This is a genomic window from Paenibacillus sp. PvP094 (genome assembly GCF_040546835.1).
Taxonomy (GTDB): domain Bacteria; phylum Bacillota; class Bacilli; order Paenibacillales; family Paenibacillaceae; genus Paenibacillus; species Paenibacillus illinoisensis.
This window is the reverse complement of record NZ_JBEPOM010000001.1, coordinates 2,508,492-2,527,405: the sequence shown is the minus strand read 5'-3', so window position 1 is coordinate 2,527,405 and position 18,914 is coordinate 2,508,492. Positions and strand designations below refer to the sequence as shown.

The 18,914-nt window shown below is 51.0% G+C and carries 17 protein-coding genes and 1 riboswitch; all 17 genes read right to left on the bottom strand.

Annotation, left to right across the window (positions count from 1 at the left end):
• Positions 1 to 21 precede the first annotated feature (21 nt).
• The 17 genes from cbiE to ABIC22_RS11625 all read right to left on the bottom strand — a co-directional run bounded on the left by cbiE (position 22) and on the right by ABIC22_RS11625 (position 18,899).
• On the bottom strand, positions 22 to 1,302 hold the full coding sequence (gene cbiE / locus ABIC22_RS11705) for a precorrin-6y C5,15-methyltransferase (decarboxylating) subunit CbiE (RefSeq protein WP_354480942.1): 1,281 nt from the start codon (positions 1,300 to 1,302) through the stop codon (positions 22 to 24).
• Positions 1,265 to 2,419, bottom strand: coding sequence for a cobalt-precorrin-5B (C(1))-methyltransferase (locus tag ABIC22_RS11700; RefSeq protein WP_354480941.1), 1,155 nt, complete (start codon positions 2,417 to 2,419; stop codon positions 1,265 to 1,267). The genes cbiE and ABIC22_RS11700 overlap by 38 nt, the downstream gene beginning before the upstream one ends.
• Before the next feature lie 466 nt (positions 2,420 to 2,885).
• Positions 2,886 to 3,533, bottom strand: coding sequence for a precorrin-8X methylmutase (locus ABIC22_RS11695; RefSeq protein WP_127537321.1), 648 nt, complete (start codon positions 3,531 to 3,533; stop codon positions 2,886 to 2,888).
• Positions 3,534 to 3,602: 69 nt separating this feature from the next.
• Positions 3,603 to 4,373, bottom strand: a complete 771-nt coding sequence (cobK, locus tag ABIC22_RS11690) for a precorrin-6A reductase (protein WP_354480939.1) — start codon at positions 4,371 to 4,373, stop codon at positions 3,603 to 3,605.
• A complete protein-coding gene (locus ABIC22_RS11685) occupies positions 4,370 to 5,590 on the bottom strand; it encodes a sirohydrochlorin chelatase (protein ID WP_354485941.1) in 1,221 nt (406 codons plus the stop codon). Before ABIC22_RS11685 ends, cobK begins: the two co-directional genes overlap by 4 nt.
• Before the next feature lie 206 nt (positions 5,591 to 5,796).
• Positions 5,797 to 7,695: a precorrin-3B C(17)-methyltransferase gene (gene cobJ / locus ABIC22_RS11680; protein WP_354480937.1), complete on the bottom strand. Its 1,899-nt coding sequence runs from the start codon at positions 7,693 to 7,695 to the stop codon at positions 5,797 to 5,799.
• Positions 7,696 to 8,094: 399 nt separating this feature from the next.
• Positions 8,095 to 8,283: riboswitch (cobalamin riboswitch) on the bottom strand.
• A 195-nt stretch (positions 8,284 to 8,478) separates the two neighbouring features.
• Positions 8,479 to 9,303 (bottom strand): uroporphyrinogen-III synthase, encoded by an 825-nt coding sequence (locus tag ABIC22_RS11675; RefSeq protein WP_354480936.1) that lies wholly within the window; start codon positions 9,301 to 9,303, stop codon positions 8,479 to 8,481.
• A gap of 131 nt (positions 9,304 to 9,434) precedes the next feature.
• Positions 9,435 to 10,637 (bottom strand): endospore germination permease, encoded by a 1,203-nt coding sequence (locus ABIC22_RS11670; protein ID WP_354480934.1) that lies wholly within the window; start codon positions 10,635 to 10,637, stop codon positions 9,435 to 9,437.
• A 53-nt stretch (positions 10,638 to 10,690) separates the two neighbouring features.
• On the bottom strand, positions 10,691 to 10,912 hold the full coding sequence (locus tag ABIC22_RS11665; protein WP_110758540.1) for a hypothetical protein: 222 nt from the start codon (positions 10,910 to 10,912) through the stop codon (positions 10,691 to 10,693).
• Positions 10,905 to 12,104 carry a Ger(x)C family spore germination protein gene (locus ABIC22_RS11660; protein ID WP_354480932.1) on the bottom strand — a complete coding sequence of 400 codons (1,200 nt, stop codon included), beginning with the start codon at positions 12,102 to 12,104 and terminating at the stop codon, positions 10,905 to 10,907. Before ABIC22_RS11660 ends, ABIC22_RS11665 begins: the two co-directional genes overlap by 8 nt.
• A gap of 4 nt (positions 12,105 to 12,108) precedes the next feature.
• Positions 12,109 to 13,692, bottom strand: coding sequence for a spore germination protein (locus tag ABIC22_RS11655; protein ID WP_354480931.1), 1,584 nt, complete (start codon positions 13,690 to 13,692; stop codon positions 12,109 to 12,111).
• A gap of 175 nt (positions 13,693 to 13,867) precedes the next feature.
• Positions 13,868 to 14,854 (bottom strand): siderophore ABC transporter substrate-binding protein, encoded by a 987-nt coding sequence (locus ABIC22_RS11650; protein WP_127537328.1) that lies wholly within the window; start codon positions 14,852 to 14,854, stop codon positions 13,868 to 13,870.
• 39 nt (positions 14,855 to 14,893) lie between these two features.
• Positions 14,894 to 15,652, bottom strand: coding sequence for an iron ABC transporter ATP-binding protein (locus ABIC22_RS11645; protein WP_354480929.1), 759 nt, complete (start codon positions 15,650 to 15,652; stop codon positions 14,894 to 14,896).
• Positions 15,646 to 16,608 (bottom strand): iron chelate uptake ABC transporter family permease subunit, encoded by a 963-nt coding sequence (locus ABIC22_RS11640; RefSeq protein ID WP_153980249.1) that lies wholly within the window; start codon positions 16,606 to 16,608, stop codon positions 15,646 to 15,648. The genes ABIC22_RS11645 and ABIC22_RS11640 overlap by 7 nt, the downstream gene beginning before the upstream one ends.
• 2 nt (positions 16,609 to 16,610) lie before the next feature.
• Entirely contained in the window at positions 16,611 to 17,564 is a 954-nt protein-coding gene (locus ABIC22_RS11635; RefSeq protein WP_095291052.1) for an ABC transporter permease, read from the bottom strand.
• 244 nt (positions 17,565 to 17,808) lie between these two features.
• A complete protein-coding gene (locus ABIC22_RS11630; RefSeq protein WP_354480927.1) occupies positions 17,809 to 18,144 on the bottom strand; it encodes a hypothetical protein in 336 nt (111 codons plus the stop codon).
• A 53-nt stretch (positions 18,145 to 18,197) separates the two neighbouring features.
• Positions 18,198 to 18,899, bottom strand: coding sequence for a pirin family protein (locus tag ABIC22_RS11625; RefSeq protein ID WP_354480925.1), 702 nt, complete (start codon positions 18,897 to 18,899; stop codon positions 18,198 to 18,200).
• Positions 18,900 to 18,914: the final 15 nt, after the last annotated feature.

Here is an 18,914-nt window from a genome sequence, read left to right as displayed (position 1 = left end):
CCTTGTCCTGTCCTTGAAAAGTTATTCTTCCGCTCCAGCTACCGCTTCCTCTGTCGCGGCATGCTGGCCTGTGATCACGTAAATCGGATTCAATCCGTCAAAACGGGTCATGTTCAGAATCGGCTTGCTGCGCGCCGTCTGAAGCAACGTCACCGAGGCGTCCATGCCTGCATCGCGCATCGCCTTCATGCTGTCATGCAGCGTCTCGATGGTCGCTGCATTCACGACGATGCGTCCCTCGGGGCGCAGCCGGGACGCGCATAGGGCGATCAGCTGAGCAAGCTCGCCGCCGCTGCCGCCAATGAACACCGCATCCGGATTCGGTAGTTCGTCCAGCCCTGCTGGTGCTTTGGCATGAAGGACGGTAAAGTCCGTCCGGAATTTCACCCGGTTGGCCTCGATGTTCACGAGGTCACCTTCGTTCTTCTCGATGGCGAAAACCTGGCCTCGCGGCGCAAGCCGCGTGCACTCGACCGCCACCGAGCCGGAACCTGCGCCGATATCCCACACGATGCTGTCCTCGCCAAGTCGCAGCTCAGACAAGCTGAAGGTGCGGACCTCGCGCTTGGTAATCAGGCCCTTCTCCGGTTTGCGCTGATGGAATTCCTCATCTGCAAAACCGAATCCCCGGCGCGGCGCAGGCACATCCTTGCGGCGCAGCAAAATGACGACGTTCAGCGGGCTGCATTCAGCTGCCGCCAGCTCGTCCAGGGTGTAATGGCGGGCACGCTCGTCTGTCCCGCCGAGGTTCTCGGCAACGTAGGCATCATACTCGGTCATGCCGAACTGCTGCAGATAAGCCCCAACCGCAGCGGGGCTGTTATGCTCGTCCGTGAGCAGCGCAATTTTTGCTTTGCCATCGATGCGCTGTGCGAGGCCTTTGAGCGGACGTCCGTGCACGCTTTCGAGCACGGCGTCGTGCCAGCTCTCGCCAAGCTTGGCGAATGCCAGCTGCAGCGAACTGAGATTAGGCCGGATCTCCAGTTGATCCGGGCCCAGCTTACGCGCAAGATACCCGGCGATGCCGTAGAACAGCGGGTCTCCCGAGGCAAGCACAACGACGTTGTGCGTGTCCTGCAGTGCTTTTATTTTCACAACCAAGTCACTTAATCCGCTCTTAATTGTAAGTTTCTCTCCCGCAAATGCTGGGAAGTACTGCAGCTGACGTTCGCCGCCCACCAGCACATCCGCTTCCTGAATCAGATTCAGGCTATCCGCCGTCAACCCTGCCGCACCCTCTTCACCTACGCCGATGATACGGATTCTATGATTCTTTGCTCCAGCTGCTGTCGTCCAGTTCACTGATTTCCGCCCTCCCCAATTCCATTCCTTTCATCGTGACCAATACCACTTCGACCGTTACTCCGCCTCCGGCATGCTCCAGACAGTGCCTACAGGCATATGTACATAGCTTTTCAAAATAGGGCAAATACCCCGCCTCAGTCATCATGTCGGCCACTTGAGTCGCCGTGTTGGCTTCCTCGATCGCTTGCGCCAGTTCATCTCCAGCCCCGGTCTCGCGGGCCACGGACGCAAGAAATCCAAAATCCACCGGCGCACTCTTGGAGTGCACCATCATGACTCCTTGAGCCACTTTGGCAAATTTGCCCGGCATCCCCACCAGGCTGATGCGTTTCATGCCCAGTCGTTTCCCGTGCTTGATGGCGAACCCGACAAAGTCACCCATCTGAATGAAGGCTTCTTCGGGCAATTCAGGCATCATTTTCATCGCATATTTCTCACTGCTGCCGCCTGTCGTCAGCACAATGTGATCACAGCCGGACGCCTGCGCAACTGAAATGGCTTGTACCACACTTGCTTTGTATGCAGAGGTGGAGAATGGAACGACCACCCCACGTGTGCCCAAAATGGAGATGCCGCCCAGAATGCCGAGACGCGAATTCAGCGTCTTCTTGGCAATCTCTTCGCCGTCCGGCACGCTAATAACGACCCTCACACCCCTGGCTGTCCCATGTTCGGCAAGCACCTGGGTCACGGCCTCGGTAATCATACGTCGCGGAACGGGATTAATCGCCGCTTCGCCCACAGGAACAGGCAAGCCGGGTTTGGTAACACGACCTACCCCGATGCCACCATCCAGCTCCACACCGGGCTCCTCACGCCAGGATACATGTGCGATGATCTTCGCCAGATGCGTAGCATCCGGATCATCCCCGGCATCCTTGATGGTGGCACAGGTAGCCGTGCCATCCGTCATCAGTTCCTGCTCGATCAGTTCGAACGAGTGGTCAAAGCCCGCGGGCAATGAAACCACAGCCTGTGCAGGAGTAACCCCGGTTAACAGGAGCTGCGTGGCCCCCTTGGCAACGGCCGTAGCACAGGCTCCAGTGGTGAAGCCGGAACGCATCGGTTTGTCCGGATCGGGTGCTTCCCTGCTTTTCATGCGTTTCTTTTCCATGGCTTTGAACCTCCCGTCCTTTCTTATCACATTACATAGTAGATGACACTTGGTTTACCGCGTATGCCAAAAATACGGGGTGGCCGCTACGGGTACGGATCGTTCTTCCGATCGCTGTTGTCTCCAGATTTGGGATTGAATCTACCTCATGCACTTTGTACCATACATGCTCAAACATTCGCTCCGTCAGTTGATGATTGCTACACTCTAACGAACATAGGAAGTGCTATTCGAGCCGATTTCTACACACTGAAAATCTAACGAATCGTAGCGATGTTATTTCAAATTAGAGCCGATATTCCCAGCGTTTTTGGCTGGCTTTGAGCAGAATAGCTTCACTCAGGTTTGTTAGAGTTTATAACTCATGATTATCTGCGATATAAGGCCTTTGCGGTTCGTTAGCGCTGCCCTTGTACTCCCTGCTAAGGTACACTCTAGGTACGCTCAGTGTAGGCTGAAACAGCGACTATGCCTTCACTGCCATCAGCGAGATCGCGTTCAGGGCAGCTACTACGATGGTGCTGCCGCCTTTGCGGCCGATGTTCGTGATAAACGGGATGTCCAGCTTGCGCAGCTCATCCTTGGATTCAGCTGCGGACACGAATCCAACAGGCATACCAATGATCAAGCCTGGCTTGGCTTCGCCTTCTTTTACCAAACGAATCAGCTCCAGCAATGCTGTCGGTGCGTTACCGATGGCATAGATTCCGCCCTCATAGGCCTTGGTTGCTTTACGCGTCGAGATAATGGCCCGCGTCGTATTCAACCGCTTCGCTTCCTCCATCACATCCGGGTCGGAAATATGCACGTGTACATCTCCCCCGAACCCGCGAATACGATCCTTGCTTACTCCAGCCTGGATCATCTGTACGTCGGCAATGACGGATTGCCCTGCACGAAGGGCTGCAATTCCTGCCTGAATGGCATCCGGATGGAAAACCATGCTGCGGCCAAGTTCGAAGTCAGCTGAGGCATGAATGACACGCTGTACCACTGGATATTGCTCTTCCGTGAATGGGTGCTCACCCAGCTCCTCGGTAATCATCTCGAAGCTTTTTCCCTCAATCTCCTGGGGCTGTACAGTTAAAGGTTTAAATTCCGTTTTGAAATCCATATGCACTCACTCCTTCAATCGTAATATGATTCAAAATGGGTCTATCCCAATTTGATCTATTCGGGTGTTCTACTCCATCAATACACGCTTCAACTCGGAGAGTACACCTTCAAATTCATCAAACACCGTTCCGAATTCGGCTTCTGGTCGGGATATCAATACAACCTGAATGCCAAGCTCCAGTGCAGATTGAATCTTCTCATCTACAGCCCCGGTCTTGCCGCTTTCCTTGGTCACCATAACGGTGGTGGCATAATGCTTGTACAATGCTTCGTTCATTTCACGGGAAAAGGGTCCCTGCATCGCAATAATATTGCGCTGTTCCACACCCAGTTCACCGCATTTCTCCATATTGTCGAGACGCGGAAGCATACGGGCAACGAGACGAATGTCAGGATCACCGAGCAGATGCTTGGTGAAAATCTGCAACGTTTTGCTTCCTGTCGTTAACATGACAGAACCTTTGAGTTCTTTTGCCTTAAGAGCAGCTTCCTCATAGGAAGGCACGACATGAAGCAGCGGATGGTCATCGTAGGCAAGTCCCGTTCGCTCGTAACGGATATAAGGAATTCCTGCCTGTCTGGCTGCTTCCATGGCATTGGCATGGGCCTCTTCCGCAAAGGGATGGCTTGCATCCACTATGACACGGCTTCCTTTTTCACGGACAAGCTGGACCATGGCTTCTATCGTCAGCCTGCCTGTTCGAACCGGCAGCCCCGCCTCGGACAGACTGTGCGCTGCACTCTCGGTTACAACCGATGTGAGTACGTCCATCCCCTGCTGCTGAATCTGCACAGCCAATTCCCGCGCATCACTTGTACCGCATAACATCAAGATCATGGACGGTTCACCCGCTCCGAAGCTGCTGCGATCTGAGCATGCCCTGCATCTTCTGGTGAGGTGTTCTCTCCGTCTCCGCCCTCTTCATCTTGATTATGCAACGCACCTTCGTGGTCATGATGCGAATGGTGCAATTCCCCGTCGTGGTCATGATGATAATCCAGCGATGCTTCACGGCTGCTCACGGCATGTTCGTGACTATGACGCTCCTCATGGTGGTGCTCGTGATCATGGGCGTGATGATCGTGGCTGTGTCCATGGTCGTGGTCATGATGATGATGGTCATGGCTGTGATCGTGTGCATGATCATGATGATGGTGATGGTGGTCATGGTCATGATCGTGGTCGTGATCATGGTGATGGTGGTGATGTTTGGCAGCCTCAAGTCTGAATTGGCAGTTGTCACAGTTGGCCGCTACCCGTCCATTCAACCCTTCGTTCGCACGTTCCAGTACCAGCTCCACCAATTTTGGATGGAATCCAAAATATCCTCCGATCTCCACCTGAATGTCCGGATGTGCCGCAGCAAATTCTGCAGTCATCTCATCAATGCGTTTGATCAGCACACCTGTGAACAGGAAATAAGGCATGATGACGATCTTCTTCGCCCCGAGCAGGAGACAACGCTGCAATCCATCCGGGAATGAAGGCTGCGTCACACCAATAAAGCTGCTTTCAGCCCACTTATATGGGAGTTTCTCCCACAACATCCGGGTCATTTTGAAAAAGTCACTGTTGGCATCCGGGTCACTGCTTCCCCGACCAAGGACAAGTACGGCTGTCTCTTCATCCGTGACAGGAGCGGGCGGAGCCGCCACTGCTGCGCCGCCTTGATTGGCGGTAACAAGGACAGGCTGAGCTTCCTGCAGACGGGTCTGCATAATTTGAACGACCTTCTCATGTACGCCAATCGGACGCCCATATACAAATTCCACTTGCGGATAACGAATCTTGGCCCGGTCAATGGCATTCGGAATATCAATTTTGGCGTGGCCTGCAGCAAACAGAATAATCGGAACCAATACGACACGCGTTGCCCCTTTATCTACACAAGCCGTAACCCCTTCAGCAATGCTTGGTCTTGTTAATTCCAGAAAACAGGTCTCTACCACGGTATTCTCCGGCGCTTTCTCCGCTACCGCTCTTGCAAACTCCATTAACTCCCGGTTTCCCTCTGGATCACGGCTGCCGTGTCCAACCAGCAAAATGGCATTCATCATGGCTTCTTCCTCCCCCGCCTGATCCATAGACCAGGCATCTCAATTTTAGATTGTGCTTACTCGGTAAACGAGCCTTTCACGCAGGGTAACCTGGGGTTGCCCAATCATTTCGATCTATATAAAAAGTGCAATGGAATTTTTCCGGTATAACTACAAACGCTGGTTAAAAAAATATTCAGATGGTAACAAAACTGGCACAATCCCTAGTCGCCGCATACCGGGTTTACTTCCACGGTCACAGGCGCATCGACGTGACGGAAGCCTTGGATTACTCCAACGCGTTTGAAAAATTTATGGAACCTCTCATTCGGGTGTCCCTTTTCCTTGTACTCCGCTACGATTCGCTCCACTATCCCGCCAATCTGATCACCTGGAATCCCTTCGGCTACCGGCTGGGCAGGGTGAGCGTTTCGTCCGAACTTCTTGCCGCCAAGGAACAGGTCGTATCCGCCCTTGCGGTAGACGATTCCGATGTCCTCGAGCACGGCACCGTAACATGCCATGCCGCAGCCATTCAGAGCCACACTGGTCTCTTTCGGCGCACTAAGTCCGCCTATAACTGCCTGCAAATGATTGGCCATCGGAACGGCATCATCCTTCTCCATGTTGCAGAAGTCACAGGCCTTCACCTTGATAACGTCACCGATCGGCACCACGATAAAATTCGCTGCACGCAGCTCTTCTACCAGCTGATCCGGCTCAAAGGTCGGTACCCGCAAAATAATCTGATGCTCCGGCGTGTATTCCAGCTCGCCTTCTTCACTCGCGCATTGTGCCAGCAGCGCCATCTGGGCTGCAGTAAACTTCTTGTTGCCGACGCCAGGCGACACGCCAATCTCGAACAGCGGTGCCTTGCGTCCCGGCTCGGGTGCTGTCCGCACAGCAGCTGCCCCTGCAGTCTGCGGCGTCGCGGCTGGCACGCCTGACCCGGCTGCATCCAGCCAGCGGCTGGCCGCTTCGCCAGCGAGCTTGCCGCCTGCCGCAAGCCGCGTCAGCGCCTCGGCAGCCAGTTCGGCCGCACCGGCACGCGGCATCGCCAAGGCAGCACGCGGTGCGCCTTCCACCGCTGCAGGCCGCTCGGCTGCAAGCACTGCGGTGCTGCCGCCCGCTGGCTGAGCAGCAGGCATGCCAGCGCCCTGCTGCCCTTGCGGTCCCATGCCCGTACTGGCGCTGGCGCCGCGCAGGGCTGGTTCCACAGCTGGCTGCGCGGTCTGCGTATCGCGGACTGTGCCTGCTGCATCTGCGGAAGCGGCAGAACGGGCCTCCATCGCGCCGAGCGACCAAGGCTCAGCTTCCGTGCGGAGCCGCTCATGTGGTCTGAGCGGTTGTTCCACGGTATTCAGCGTGTATTTCCGCTGATATCCACGCGGTGTGACCATGAGTCCTTCGTACATCATGGTCGAGGAGTTACCAATGATCACGGTCGTCAGCATGCCGATATCATGGTTCAACATGTCTTCCAGCGTGGTCATCACGACATCCTGACGTTCACGATAGGCACTTTTTACAAGCCCCACTGGCGTCTGGGGACTACGGTACCGCAGCAGCATCTCCTGCGTCTCCACGATCTGGCGTGTCCGGCGTCCACTGCGAGGATTGTACAGAGCAATGACAAAATCAGCTGATGCTGCTGCTTCAACTCGGCGAATAATCGTCTCCCATGGCGTAAGGTGGTCACTCAGACTGATCGTACATGCATCATGCATTACGGGTGCACCCAGCAAGGAAGCACAGGATTGAATGGCAGATACACCCGGGATAACCTCAACGCCAACGCCGGTTTCCGGCTTCCAGCCTTGCTCCATCAGCACCTCATACACTAATCCGGCCATGCCATATACACCTGCATCGCCACTGGAGATTACTGCAACGATTTTGCCCATCTCGGCCTGTCTGACCGCTTCCTGTGCCCGGCTTACCTCTTCGGTCATGCCTGTCCGTACAATCTCCTGTCCGTCCAGGAGTGGACGAATCAGATCAACGTAAGTGTTGTAACCAATGATGACCTCACTCTCCCGTAGTGCCTCCAATGCCCGTGTGGTGATATGCTCCATCGCTCCTGGGCCAAATCCGATAATCAGCAGCTTTCCTTGACTCTGCATTGCTTCTCCTCCTCCATCTCCCTGTTCACCCTTAGCACGTCAATCACATCTATATCATCGCTTCTTCAGCCGTGGTCTGTAGCCAGCTCTTGATTATTGAGTTGCTCTGTGCAGCTCAACCTTCTTATCGGGGCTATTCCAAAACAGTGAAAAAGGACGGCTTGACCGACCTTCTTCTTCGCGGCATGTTCGATTAAATCCAGTTCCGGATCGACTGTAAAAAACAAAAAAATCCCATCCTTATAACGGATGGGATACGCATGTACGTACACTCAAGAAGACAGTCCACGGCCCTATTGAGGATAGACCTGTGGCTGCATGGCCGCAAAGGGCCTGCCAGGCGAACCGGTTGTTCGCCCGTTTCCTGATTCTTCGTACACCACTCCTTTCCGCGAAGGGTTCGGTGACACATGCAAGGTAGGTCTCCTGGCTCTGGATCATTAGCTTCCTTTTCTGTCTTCCCCGGATGTACGAGTGACTTGGATGAAAAGGGCTTCCCCATTACAGTGGCGGGACCGCTCGGGATTTGCACCCGATTCCCTGTTACCTCTTGCTCGACGCAAGAGCACCTTGCTTGTTTTCATGAATGATATTGCTTTCATCATAACACCGCTCAGGAAAAAATGTCCATGCTTATGATGTTTGTCCACGATTCTATTTTCAGACAAAACAGAAAAAAGTTCTGATCCAGAACAGATCAGAACTTGAATGATATATCCATATGCGAAACCCTCATAACGATCTTACCGGATCCTTTAACAGACCTGCATCCTGATCTGCTTATCAGGATTGATCTGCGTGTGCTGCAGCAATATATCGTCCCAGCTCAACGATGAGTGCTCCCATCTTTTCTTCCTCCGGAACAACCAGTACTTCAATTCCTTCTTCACGCATGGCGTTTGCAGTCACTTTACCTACAGATGCAGGAATCACACCGTCCCGGAAAGCCTGCTGCATCTGTTCCAGCTTGCCTTGAGAAGCTGCGTATGCTGCCAGAAACCGTACTTGGGGGCCGCTGGTGAATGCTACGGCATCGACCTCATGCTGCACGATTTCATTCAAAAGCAGTTCCAGTTCGGCCTCTTCCGGCGGTACATGGCGATAAGGCAGAACCTGTCTTACTTCAGCACCCTGTTCTTCCAGCCAGTTGACCAGCTTCGGCGCAGTTTCTCCATGAAGCTGGAGCATGACTTTTTTGCCGGCAAGATTATGTGGCGCGAATTCTCGAATCAGCCCGTCCGTACTGCCGTCATCATCCCGAACCAGCGGTGATAGCTTGCGCTTGCGAAGTGAGTTCACCGTTTTGTATCCTCTTGCTGCTATTGAAGCTTCCGCCAAGACATCCAGCAGTTGACCAGCTATGTCCATATCCTCTGCCATTTCAAATATGGCATCAAGTCCCATGCCTGTAGTTAATACCGCCCAGTCGGGCGGATCAGAGATCAAGGAGACGAGACCATTGCGTATGTTCCGATCATCCAGGAATACCGTTCCCTGTGCTGGCCGCACGAGTGGAATACCACCCATTTTCTCAACTAACAACGCCATTTCCTTGGATTTACGCGGTCCCGTCAGTGCTACACGTATACCTGCCAAATGTTGAGCCATTCATGTTTCCCCCCAGTTCGTTCGTCCGAACGTCATTCGTTTGACTACAGTATACAGGGTAGTTTCATGGAGGGAAACCTTGTTTCACGTCATTTGGCGTGTTCTTCTATAACGATTTTTTATGATTGGCATCAGGAAGGCTGAAGCTCGCCCCCCTGCATTTCATCCTTTCCTGTTTCATCCTCCTGGCCAGAATCGCGTCTTTTCTTCTCCTGTTCATGCTGTTTGTTGGTTGTATCGCGATGGTTCTCTCCTTGGCGTGAGGAGTCCCTTTCCTTTTTACGTGGTCGAAGAAACACAAAAAGAAGGATCGGAAAGAGCACTTCGAACAGAATGGCAATCCATGTCCATTCCCGCGTGAAGCGGAACAGCTGAATTGCATTTTTGAAGAACCAGAATGCACAGGCAAATCCAAGGAGTGCGACTGGACCCGTCATGAGCTTCCCGGAAACTTTGGGAATGATCCGTTTCAGACCCCAACAGATAAAATACAAGTCAAACCCAATCTTCGTAATCATGGTAGGCAGGGTAGCCGCAGCTAGGGCCAGGTCAAACCGGTCCAGAAAGTCACTTACCTGCAGCTGTCTGGCAAGTTCGTATGATGGGTATACCAGCCTCGATGCAATTGGCACACCAATGGAGGTGATGGTCTCGATCATAATTAACATCATCAGCAAGGCGGCTATCGTTACTCCCCAAGTTACCGGTTTAAAACGAAAGTCGCTTCCCTTAACTACAAAAGGCAGTGCAATCATCTCTCCAAAGAAGGAAAAGATGTACCAGCTTCCCTTGCCTACACCTTCTACATCAATATCAAAGTACGGCATCAGATTATCCAGGTTAACTTGTTGAATCAACATGAATGGGACAATGACCGAGTTGAGCAGAAATAAGGTAATGTACAGCTCAGACATCCCAATTAAGGAACCCAGTCCTCCTCTGACAATAAACACAGCCATGACCAAGAGAGACAACACAATAATGGAAATGGGCGTCGTCTCAAGCAAGGTTATACTTACATAGTCACCGATCAACCGGATGTCTCGAGCAAATATCAAAAGAAAAAACATGATATACATCAAGCCCGTCACCCGTCCCAAGAAAGGAAATCTTTTGACCAGAGACTCAAAGAGGTCCTGATCGGGAAACCGGCTTTGGACACGATTTAACATCCACATGGATGCAAATGTGACGAGAAACACAGGGATATAGGATAGATAGGCATGCTGTTCGGCATAGAAAATGGCCTGTGCATGGGGCTGAATCAGCGTACCTGTTACACTCAGCAGCAAGATTAGCAGCGTAAGCTGCCGGCTAGTCACTGCCTGATTCATCAAATTACCTCCTTTCTGCCTGCTCAACCGGAATGTCGATATGTGACAAACATCTATGGCAGCGGTAAATTCCGCTGGATCCAATGGGTCAGCCAAACCGTAATAAAGAACGTTTTGCTTAAGTGGGTAACATAGAACCAAATTCCGGTACTGCCTGCTATCACCACATAAGATAACCAACGGTTAATCGCCGCCGCCTGCCTCAGGTGCTTAAAGTCCATGATAATGACGATGATGACCATCGCCAGATAAGTAAACACGAGCGGCTTAATCATGGACGATCTCCTCCTCGGTCAATCCAATCGGTTTATTGGTGATCCCTACATTCTCAATGATGATATGTGGCTCTACCACGACTTCCATATTCGGATAAATGTCATACCAACGGTCCTTGATCCTATCCCATTCTTTCGGCATCTGCTGATGTATGGAACGACCCAGCCCCAGAATATCGGCATTATACTTTCGCTGGATCAGCCTTACGCCCTCCTCGATATCTTCCTTCACTTTTTTGTGAATAGCTTCGGTAAGCGTCAAAATCTCACGTTCCCGCAGGTCGCCATAATTCGATTCGTTATCCACCAAAACTCCCTTGGCGTATAGTTGAATCGTGACACTCACTTTGTCATTGTGAATATGCGGCTTGAACGAAGAATTGTTTTCGTTCAGCTTCAGGAACAACGTCCCCTCTCCCTCTGGAGCCTTAATCATTACCTCTGGCGTATTGGCTTCACCCATGGCCAAAATCAGTGCATCTGCAGGTGCCTTTTCAATCATTCCCACCAGTTTGTCCTTTTTGAAGATGGCCAGTCCATCCAGCTTGATATTGGTTTTGACATCCTTCCAATCCTTCGGTACATTTTCCGCAACGGAAGCAATCGGGAGAAAGGGGTCGATTCCGTCTGAGAGGATGGAGTCTATAAACAATTTGAGTGAACGCGGATGCCGCATATTCAGGAAGCATAGCTCCCGTACCATCTCCGAAGGGAATTTTTCAATCGGTGCGTCTGTATCAAGAACCTTAAATGCTTCCCCCTTGGTCACGACTGGCATGGCTGACAGGCGGTTCAGGGGATATCTGGTTAATAGGTCCAGCATCGGAGCAATGCCTTCCCTGGCCAGATCCTCTCCGATCAGAAGCGTACGACGATGTGCATAATAGAGCCTCCGGGATAGGGCCTTCTGCCCTTCAAGCGAGGTCCCGCGAAATGTTTTGGCTGTCGTGGACAGCATGAACCAGGATTTGTCCCCACTTGTCCCTCCCCCGCCACCTTCACTTCCGGAAGCGCCAGACTGACCAGGTAACGCTATTTGCAAACTTGTCCTATAATCCTGCTTCTCCTTGTCCACTGCAATTCCAATCACAAATGCAATATCATTAATCTCTTCGCGATCCCAACAGCCTGATAACAGGAGGGTACACAGGAAAAGCAGCACCACGGTGCGATACTTATGCATGAAATGCATGAGCTTACCATCCCTCCTCAGCTTCTGGCGACCCATTAATCTTGGCATTCATCCGCTTCTTATCATGATGCACCGTGGAAGGACGATTGATCATTCTCCACCATGGTGTACGAATTACAATATCTTTGGTATCCGTTCTGTGATATGGACTCAGCCCCGACAGATAAGGAACCCCGAAGGAAGTCATCTGCGTCAGATGGACCGAGATCAATACCAGTCCGATGACAATGCCATACAGTCCGAGCGCTCCGGCGAGGAGCATGATCGGAAACCGCAGCAGACGAACCGTAATGGCAAAGTTAAAGCGCGGGATGGTAAACGAAGCAATACCTGTCATGGATACGATGATAACCATGGGCGCCGATACTATCCCGGCCTGAACCGCGGCCTGCCCGATTACGAGTGCACCCAGGATGCTGACTGCCTGACCTACCGTCTTCGGTAACCTGACCCCCGCTTCACGCAAGGCTTCAAATGAAAGTTCCATAATAAGAGCTTCCACCAGGGCCGGGAACGGAATGGCTTCCCTGGCTCCGGCGATACTCAGAATCAGCGTTGTCGGGAGCATATCCTGATGAAAAGTCGTGATGGCGATATATAGCGCTGGCAGAAACAAGGCAATCGCCACAAACAAAAACCGGATCCATCGCACCAGATTGGTAATAAAGAACCGTTCATAATAGTCCTCACTGGCCTGCAGCATCTGCCACATGGTCACCGGACCAATCAGGGCAAACGGACTGCCGTCCACCAGAATCGCAAAACGGCCCTCCAGCAGGTTCCCCACGACCGTATCGGGGCGTTCCGTATAATGCATCTGCGGGAACGGGGAATACGGATGATCTTCAATCAATTCCTCGATATATCCCGTTTCCAGAATGCCGTCAATCTTGATCTTGTTCAGGCGTTTTTTGACATCCTTGATCAGTTTCTCATCCACAATATCATCCAGATAGGTTAGTACCACATTGGTCTTGGTCTCTGTCCCGATGGTCATGCTCAACATTTTGAGTGACGAATTCTTCAACTTGAATCGGATGAGAGCTGTATTTACACGCAGTGTCTCCGTAAATCCTTCGCGGGGCCCCCGAATAACCGATTCGGTTTGAGGTTCCTCTACCCCCCGGCGCACGCCGCCTTTGACATTGAAGAGCCAGGCTTCCCGGCTTCCATTAATCAACAGTAGTGCCGATGCTTCCAGCACACCATCGGCTGCTTCAGCCCAGGAGTCCACCTTTTTCACCTGAGTTAGCGCAATGCGTGTATCATCGATGGGCACATCAGGCTCATCGGTGCGCTGCTCGACAAGCCCCCGGATTAGTGGACGAAGCATATGATCCTGGATATCAGCCGAGTTCACAATCCCTTCGATGTATACGAGGAGTCCCTGAACCTCAGCCGAAATCATGACATCACGGAAGACCACGTCCGAACTGTCCGAGAAAATGTCTTTCAGGGCAAGCATATGGCTCTCATGTGTTAATCCGATGGGCTGCTTCAATATGGGCGGAGATGGCAGCCCCAAGGGGATATGTTTTTTTTCGGCTGCGTTTGAGGCAGCTTCTTTTCCTGTTGTCCTGTCGGCCATGTCCGTCCCTCCGCTCTTTTTTTATACAAGGTAGCTTGTGCCAAATGAACGGGAATTATGTGGACGATTTACAAAAATCCATGCATCCTTCCGTCTTCAGGAAAACAAAAAAAGATCCCTGCATTCGCAGAGATCCTTCTTCCCAATTCCAATATGTTGCTGTTATATACTTCAGTTATTCGACGCTTGCGTCCACTTCCTTGATCATTTCCTGAATGGATTCCAGGCCACCACCGGACAAGTACCAGTAGTTCGGGTCAAGGTACACAATGTGTCCTTCTTTGTACGCTGTTGTATTCTTAACCAGATCATTCTCGATGACCTGTTTAGCTGGAGCTGCTTCCCCACTGCCTGCAACCACTGCACTGCGGTCTACCACAAACAGGTAATCCGGATTCGTCTCCATCACATATTCAAAGGAAACGCTCTGTCCATGAGTTGACACTTCAATATTGGCATCTGCTGGTTTAAAACCAAATACGTCATGAATGACTCCAAATCGAGAGCCTGCACCATATGCGCTCAGTTTGCCTTCGTTTGTCAGCACGATCAGTGCGTTTTTGCCTGCAGCCGTTACTTTGTCTTTCAATGCTTGAGCAGAGGCTTCGATGGTAGTCAACGCTTGCTCCGCTTCAGCTTCCTTGCCGAAAATCTCACCAAGTGTCTTCACGTTTTCCGTCAGGGAATTCATGTAATCCTCGGTGTCTACCGCCATATAAATGGTCGGTGCAATCTTGCTCAACTCTTCATATGAATCAGACAAACGTCCCGAGATAATAATCAGGTCAGGACTCATCGCATTTACTTTCTCAAAATCGGCTTCTTTCAAACTACCAACGTTGGTGTACTTGGCGTCTTTATACTTTTCCAAATATGGAGGAACGCCTTCTTGAGGAACACCGGCAACTTCTATGCCCAACTGATCCAGGGTGTCCAGTACGCCATAATCAAACACAACCACGTTTTGCGGATTTTTCTTCACTTTGGTTTCGCCAAGTTGATGTTTGATAACAATTTCCTCATTGGACTGTGCTGCCCCCGCATTGGCCTCTGAACCTGTACCTGTGCTTGCACCCGCATTCTCCGCTGTTTTATTACCTCCGCATGCTGCCAGCACCACAGACAATACAACGAGCAGCGTAAACAACCAACCCTTTTTCATAAATAGACACCTCTCACTCTCTATATTGGTTTTACTTTCTTACGAAAAGTACACACAAATCTTACGTCCATCGATCACCTGCACCGGAATATGCATGTCATATACCTGCTGTAATACTTCCGTATCAATGATGTCCTCCGTTTTACCTTCCTGAACGACCCGGCCCTCCTTGAGTGCAACAATATAATCGGAGTAGCAGGATGCAAAATTGATGTCATGAATGACAATGACTATCGTTTTGCCAAGCTCGTCCACCATTTTGCGCAGCACTTTCATAATCTGCACCGAATGTTTCATGTCCAGGTTGTTCAGCGGTTCATCCAGCAGGATATATTCGGTGTTCTGCGCAATAACCATGGCGATGTACGCCCGCTGCCGCTGTCCACCACTGAGTTCGTCCAAATACCTTTTGCGGTACGGACCAAGATCCATATAATCAATGGCTTCCTGTATCCACTGGTGGTCTTCCGGTGTAAGCCGTCCTTGTGAGTAAGGGAAACGCCCGAACGCCACCAGATCCTCCACCGTCAGCCTGATATTGATATGGTTGGATTGTTTAAGCACGGATATTTTCTTGGATAACTCCTTGCTCTTCCAGCCTTCAATTTCCTTGCCTTCAATCAGAACCTGACCGGTGTCTTTGCCAATGAGCCTGGTGATCATGGATAACAGTGTACTTTTGCCGGCACCGTTCGGTCCGATAAAGGACGTGATCTTCCCTTTAGCAATATTCAGTGATACGTCATCCACTACCCGGACGCCGCCGTATTGTTTTGAGACATTTCTGACTTCTACCACGACTTACTCTCCTTTAGCAGCAAATAGATGAAATACACACCGCCTACAAAGTTGATAATGACACTTACGGTTGTCGAGAAGGTGAATACCCGTTCCACGATCAGCTGTCCGCCTACCAAGGCAACGACGGCAATGATGACCGAGCCCCAGATCAGCACGGTATGCCGGTGTGTCCGGAACACCTGATGAGCCAGATTCACCACCAGCAATCCCAGGAACATGATCGGACCTACAAGTGCAGTAGAGATGGACACCAGTACCATGACAACCAGCAGCAGCCGTTTCACGATATAGTGGTAATCCACACCGAGGTTCACCGCATGATCCTTCCCAAGTGCCAGAACATCAAGATACTTGGTGAATTTCCGTGCATACAGCAGGATCAGAAGGATGGAAGCCATCGAAATGATCAACAGATCCGTATTTACATTGTTAAAACTGGCAAACATTTTGCCTTGCAGGATGAGAAATTCATTGGGATCAATCAGGACCTCCATGAAGGAGGACAGGCTCTGAAAGAGCGTTCCCAGAATCAGACCCACAAGCAGCAGCAGATAAATATTGCGCCCTCGTTCCCGCCTGAACATGAATTGATGCAGCAGCAGGGCAAAGAGGGTCATCAGCAGGACAGACACTGCAAAATTAAGATTTTTATTTACAAAGCTGATATGACTGCTTCCAAATACAAACACCGCAAACGTCTGAAACAACATATACAGGGAGTCGAGTCCCATGATGCCAGGTGTTAGGATGCGATTGTTGGTTATCGTTTGGAAGATGGCCGTTGAGTATGCTATACATGCTCCAGTGAGCACGATGGCCAGAATCTTTTTCCCCCGGCGCGGCAGGATGTAGTCCCAGTTGCCCCCCGACTGAATGACCAGAAACACACCAATCAGAATGAGCGCCGCTGCGATCAGGATGCCAAACTTTAGAGTATTCGCTGAATATTTCATTCTCATGACCCATTTGCCTTTCTTCGAAGCAGTAAATACAGAAACAGCACACTGCCTACGACTCCCACTGTCAAACTGATGGACAGCTGATACGGATAAATAATCAATTGACCCAGAATGTCACAGACCAGAACGAATATCGCTCCAAGCACGGCCGTATGGGGCAGCGTGTCACGCAAGTTATCTCCCTTATACAGGGTGACAATGTTGGGCACGACCAGACCCAAAAACGGGATGGTTCCTACGGTGATAATGACCACAGCCGAGACCATGGCTACCAGAATCAATCCGAGGTTCACCACTCTCCGATACGCCAGGCCCAGGTTGGTTGCGAAGTCTTCTCCCATCCCCGCCAGTGTGAAGCGGTTGGCGAAGAGATAGACGATAATCAGCAGCGGAATACTGATATAGATCAATTCATATCGGCCCTTCATGATGGTGGAGAAGTCACCCTGCAGCCAAGAGGAAATGTTTTGGATCAAATCGTTTTTGTAAGCAAAAAAGGTCGTCACCGAACTAACGATGTTACCGAACATCAAGCCCAGAAGAGCGATGTAGATCGTGTCCTTGAATTTGACCTTCTCGAGAATTCGCATAAAGATCAGCGTACCTGCCAGGGCAAAGGCGAAGGCGACCAGCATTTTTTGCAGAGAGGACGCTCCAGGGAACCACATCAGGGTCACCAGAATTCCAAGCCTTGCGGAATCCATGGTACCTGCTGTTGTAGGCGAAACAAACCGGTTGCGTGTCAGCTGCTGCATAATCAGACCAATAACGCTCATACTGATGCCCGCGACCAGAATGCTGATCAGACGTGGAAACCGGCTGACTTGCAGTACCTGCAGCTGCACTGGGGTCAAGTGGAATATATCCAGGGGCGAAATGTCCGAATTGCCGATAAATATGTAAACGATGGACAGAACAGCCAGTGCGATCAACATATAACCTAACTTCATCTCTCTACTAAACCCCTCACCGATAGCCTTAAGACAACGTAATGACTCTATTCTTCAGCTTATGATATTGATATTCATTATCAATTGATATGAATTATATCTATATTAATTTCCAGATGTCAACCTTGTTTGGCTTCGCAATTTCTGGGATTTCCTAAAACAACCTGAAAGACATCACATGCCATATGAAATAGACAAAAAGAAATAGGCCTTCCGTTATGGAAGACCCATCTAAGTATTATCATTAATCAGCAAAGTAATCTTCAGGCACATATCGAATCTCGGATTTTGCAGTAATTGTAAGGGTACCACGATCCTTATCGTATGCAACCCGGTCTCCTTGGACATAGTACCAGTGCTTCAGGAGAGGTTGATCCTTGCGCTGTACGAATCGAAAGACGTTTAGCTCCTGCCTGAGCTCAATGATCTGTTCCACGATTGATTCATCCAAACCCGTAACGGTGAATATGAAGCCTTTGCCCTCTTTTTGGAACCGATAGGACAGGGAATCTGTTTTGCTATTCGCCAGACCTCGCCCGGTTACCCCATGTTTAACCATAAACCATTCCTGCTGTGCCATAGACGTATATCCTCCCTTATTGCTCGTGTCTATTAATGCTGTGTTCCACACAGTTAAGGCAAATCAATGAGCATGAAGAACGCATCCTCACCTGCTTGCAATTCCATGACCTGAGTCTGTTCTACCCTCGCTGTATCGCCTGCAGTCAAATCGTGCTCACCATTCAGTCCAAGCTTGCCCTCAATCACAAAAAAATACTGGCGGCGTCCCTCATCCTGCTTATATGTTAATGCCTCACCTTTAGTCAAACGGCTTAGATATATGGTCATATCCTGATGAATGGATGCAACCCGCGGTCCGCCTTCAGGAGATACTACAGGCAGGAGCGCTCCCGTTAGTGCCTCAGGATCGAATGACGTCGTCTCATATGAAGGCTGCAGCCCCCTCGTCGTAGGCATGAACCAGAGCTGGAGCAAACGTACCTCTTCCGTATCGGACGCATTGTGCTCTGTGTGAATCATGCCGCTGCCCGCTGACATTCGCTGAATCCCACCAAACGAGGTTACAGCTACATTGCCAAGATTGTCTTCATGACGAAGCTTGCCACTCAGCACGATGGACACGATCTCCATGTCACTATGCGGATGTGCACCAAAACCACGTCCAGGTGCAATCACATCATCATTTGCTACCCGCATCGGCCCAAACGCAGTGTTCTCCGCGTCCTGATATTCTCCAAAGGAAAAGCTGTGACTGCCGCGCAGCCAGCCCCGGTCGAAGCTGGCACGGGCTTCGGATGGAATGACATTAATCATAAAGCACATCCTCCT

Coding starts and splice junctions, on each gene's coding strand:
- ABIC22_RS11700 (WP_354480941.1), bottom strand. CDS start 2,419: ATGGAAAAGAAACGCATGAAAAGCAGGGAAGCACCCGATCCGGACAAA.
- ABIC22_RS11695 (WP_127537321.1), bottom strand. CDS start 3,533: ATGGATTTCAAAACGGAATTTAAACCTTTAACTGTACAGCCCCAGGAG.
- cobK (WP_354480939.1), bottom strand. CDS start 4,373: ATGATCTTGATGTTATGCGGTACAAGTGATGCGCGGGAATTGGCTGTG.
- ABIC22_RS11685 (WP_354485941.1), bottom strand. CDS start 5,590: ATGAATGCCATTTTGCTGGTTGGACACGGCAGCCGTGATCCAGAGGGA.
- cobJ (WP_354480937.1), bottom strand. CDS start 7,695: ATGCAGAGTCAAGGAAAGCTGCTGATTATCGGATTTGGCCCAGGAGCG.
- ABIC22_RS11675 (WP_354480936.1), bottom strand. CDS start 9,303: ATGGCTCAACATTTGGCAGGTATACGTGTAGCACTGACGGGACCGCGT.
- ABIC22_RS11670 (WP_354480934.1), bottom strand. CDS start 10,637: ATGAATCAGGCAGTGACTAGCCGGCAGCTTACGCTGCTAATCTTGCTG.
- ABIC22_RS11665 (WP_110758540.1), bottom strand. CDS start 10,912: ATGATTAAGCCGCTCGTGTTTACTTATCTGGCGATGGTCATCATCGTC.
- ABIC22_RS11660 (WP_354480932.1), bottom strand. CDS start 12,104: ATGCATTTCATGCATAAGTATCGCACCGTGGTGCTGCTTTTCCTGTGT.
- ABIC22_RS11655 (WP_354480931.1), bottom strand. CDS start 13,692: ATGGCCGACAGGACAACAGGAAAAGAAGCTGCCTCAAACGCAGCCGAA.
- ABIC22_RS11650 (WP_127537328.1), bottom strand. CDS start 14,854: ATGAAAAAGGGTTGGTTGTTTACGCTGCTCGTTGTATTGTCTGTGGTG.
- ABIC22_RS11640 (WP_153980249.1), bottom strand. CDS start 16,608: ATGAAATATTCAGCGAATACTCTAAAGTTTGGCATCCTGATCGCAGCG.
- ABIC22_RS11635 (WP_095291052.1), bottom strand. CDS start 17,564: ATGAAGTTAGGTTATATGTTGATCGCACTGGCTGTTCTGTCCATCGTT.
- ABIC22_RS11630 (WP_354480927.1), bottom strand. CDS start 18,144: ATGGCACAGCAGGAATGGTTTATGGTTAAACATGGGGTAACCGGGCGA.
- ABIC22_RS11625 (WP_354480925.1), bottom strand. CDS start 18,899: ATGATTAATGTCATTCCATCCGAAGCCCGTGCCAGCTTCGACCGGGGC.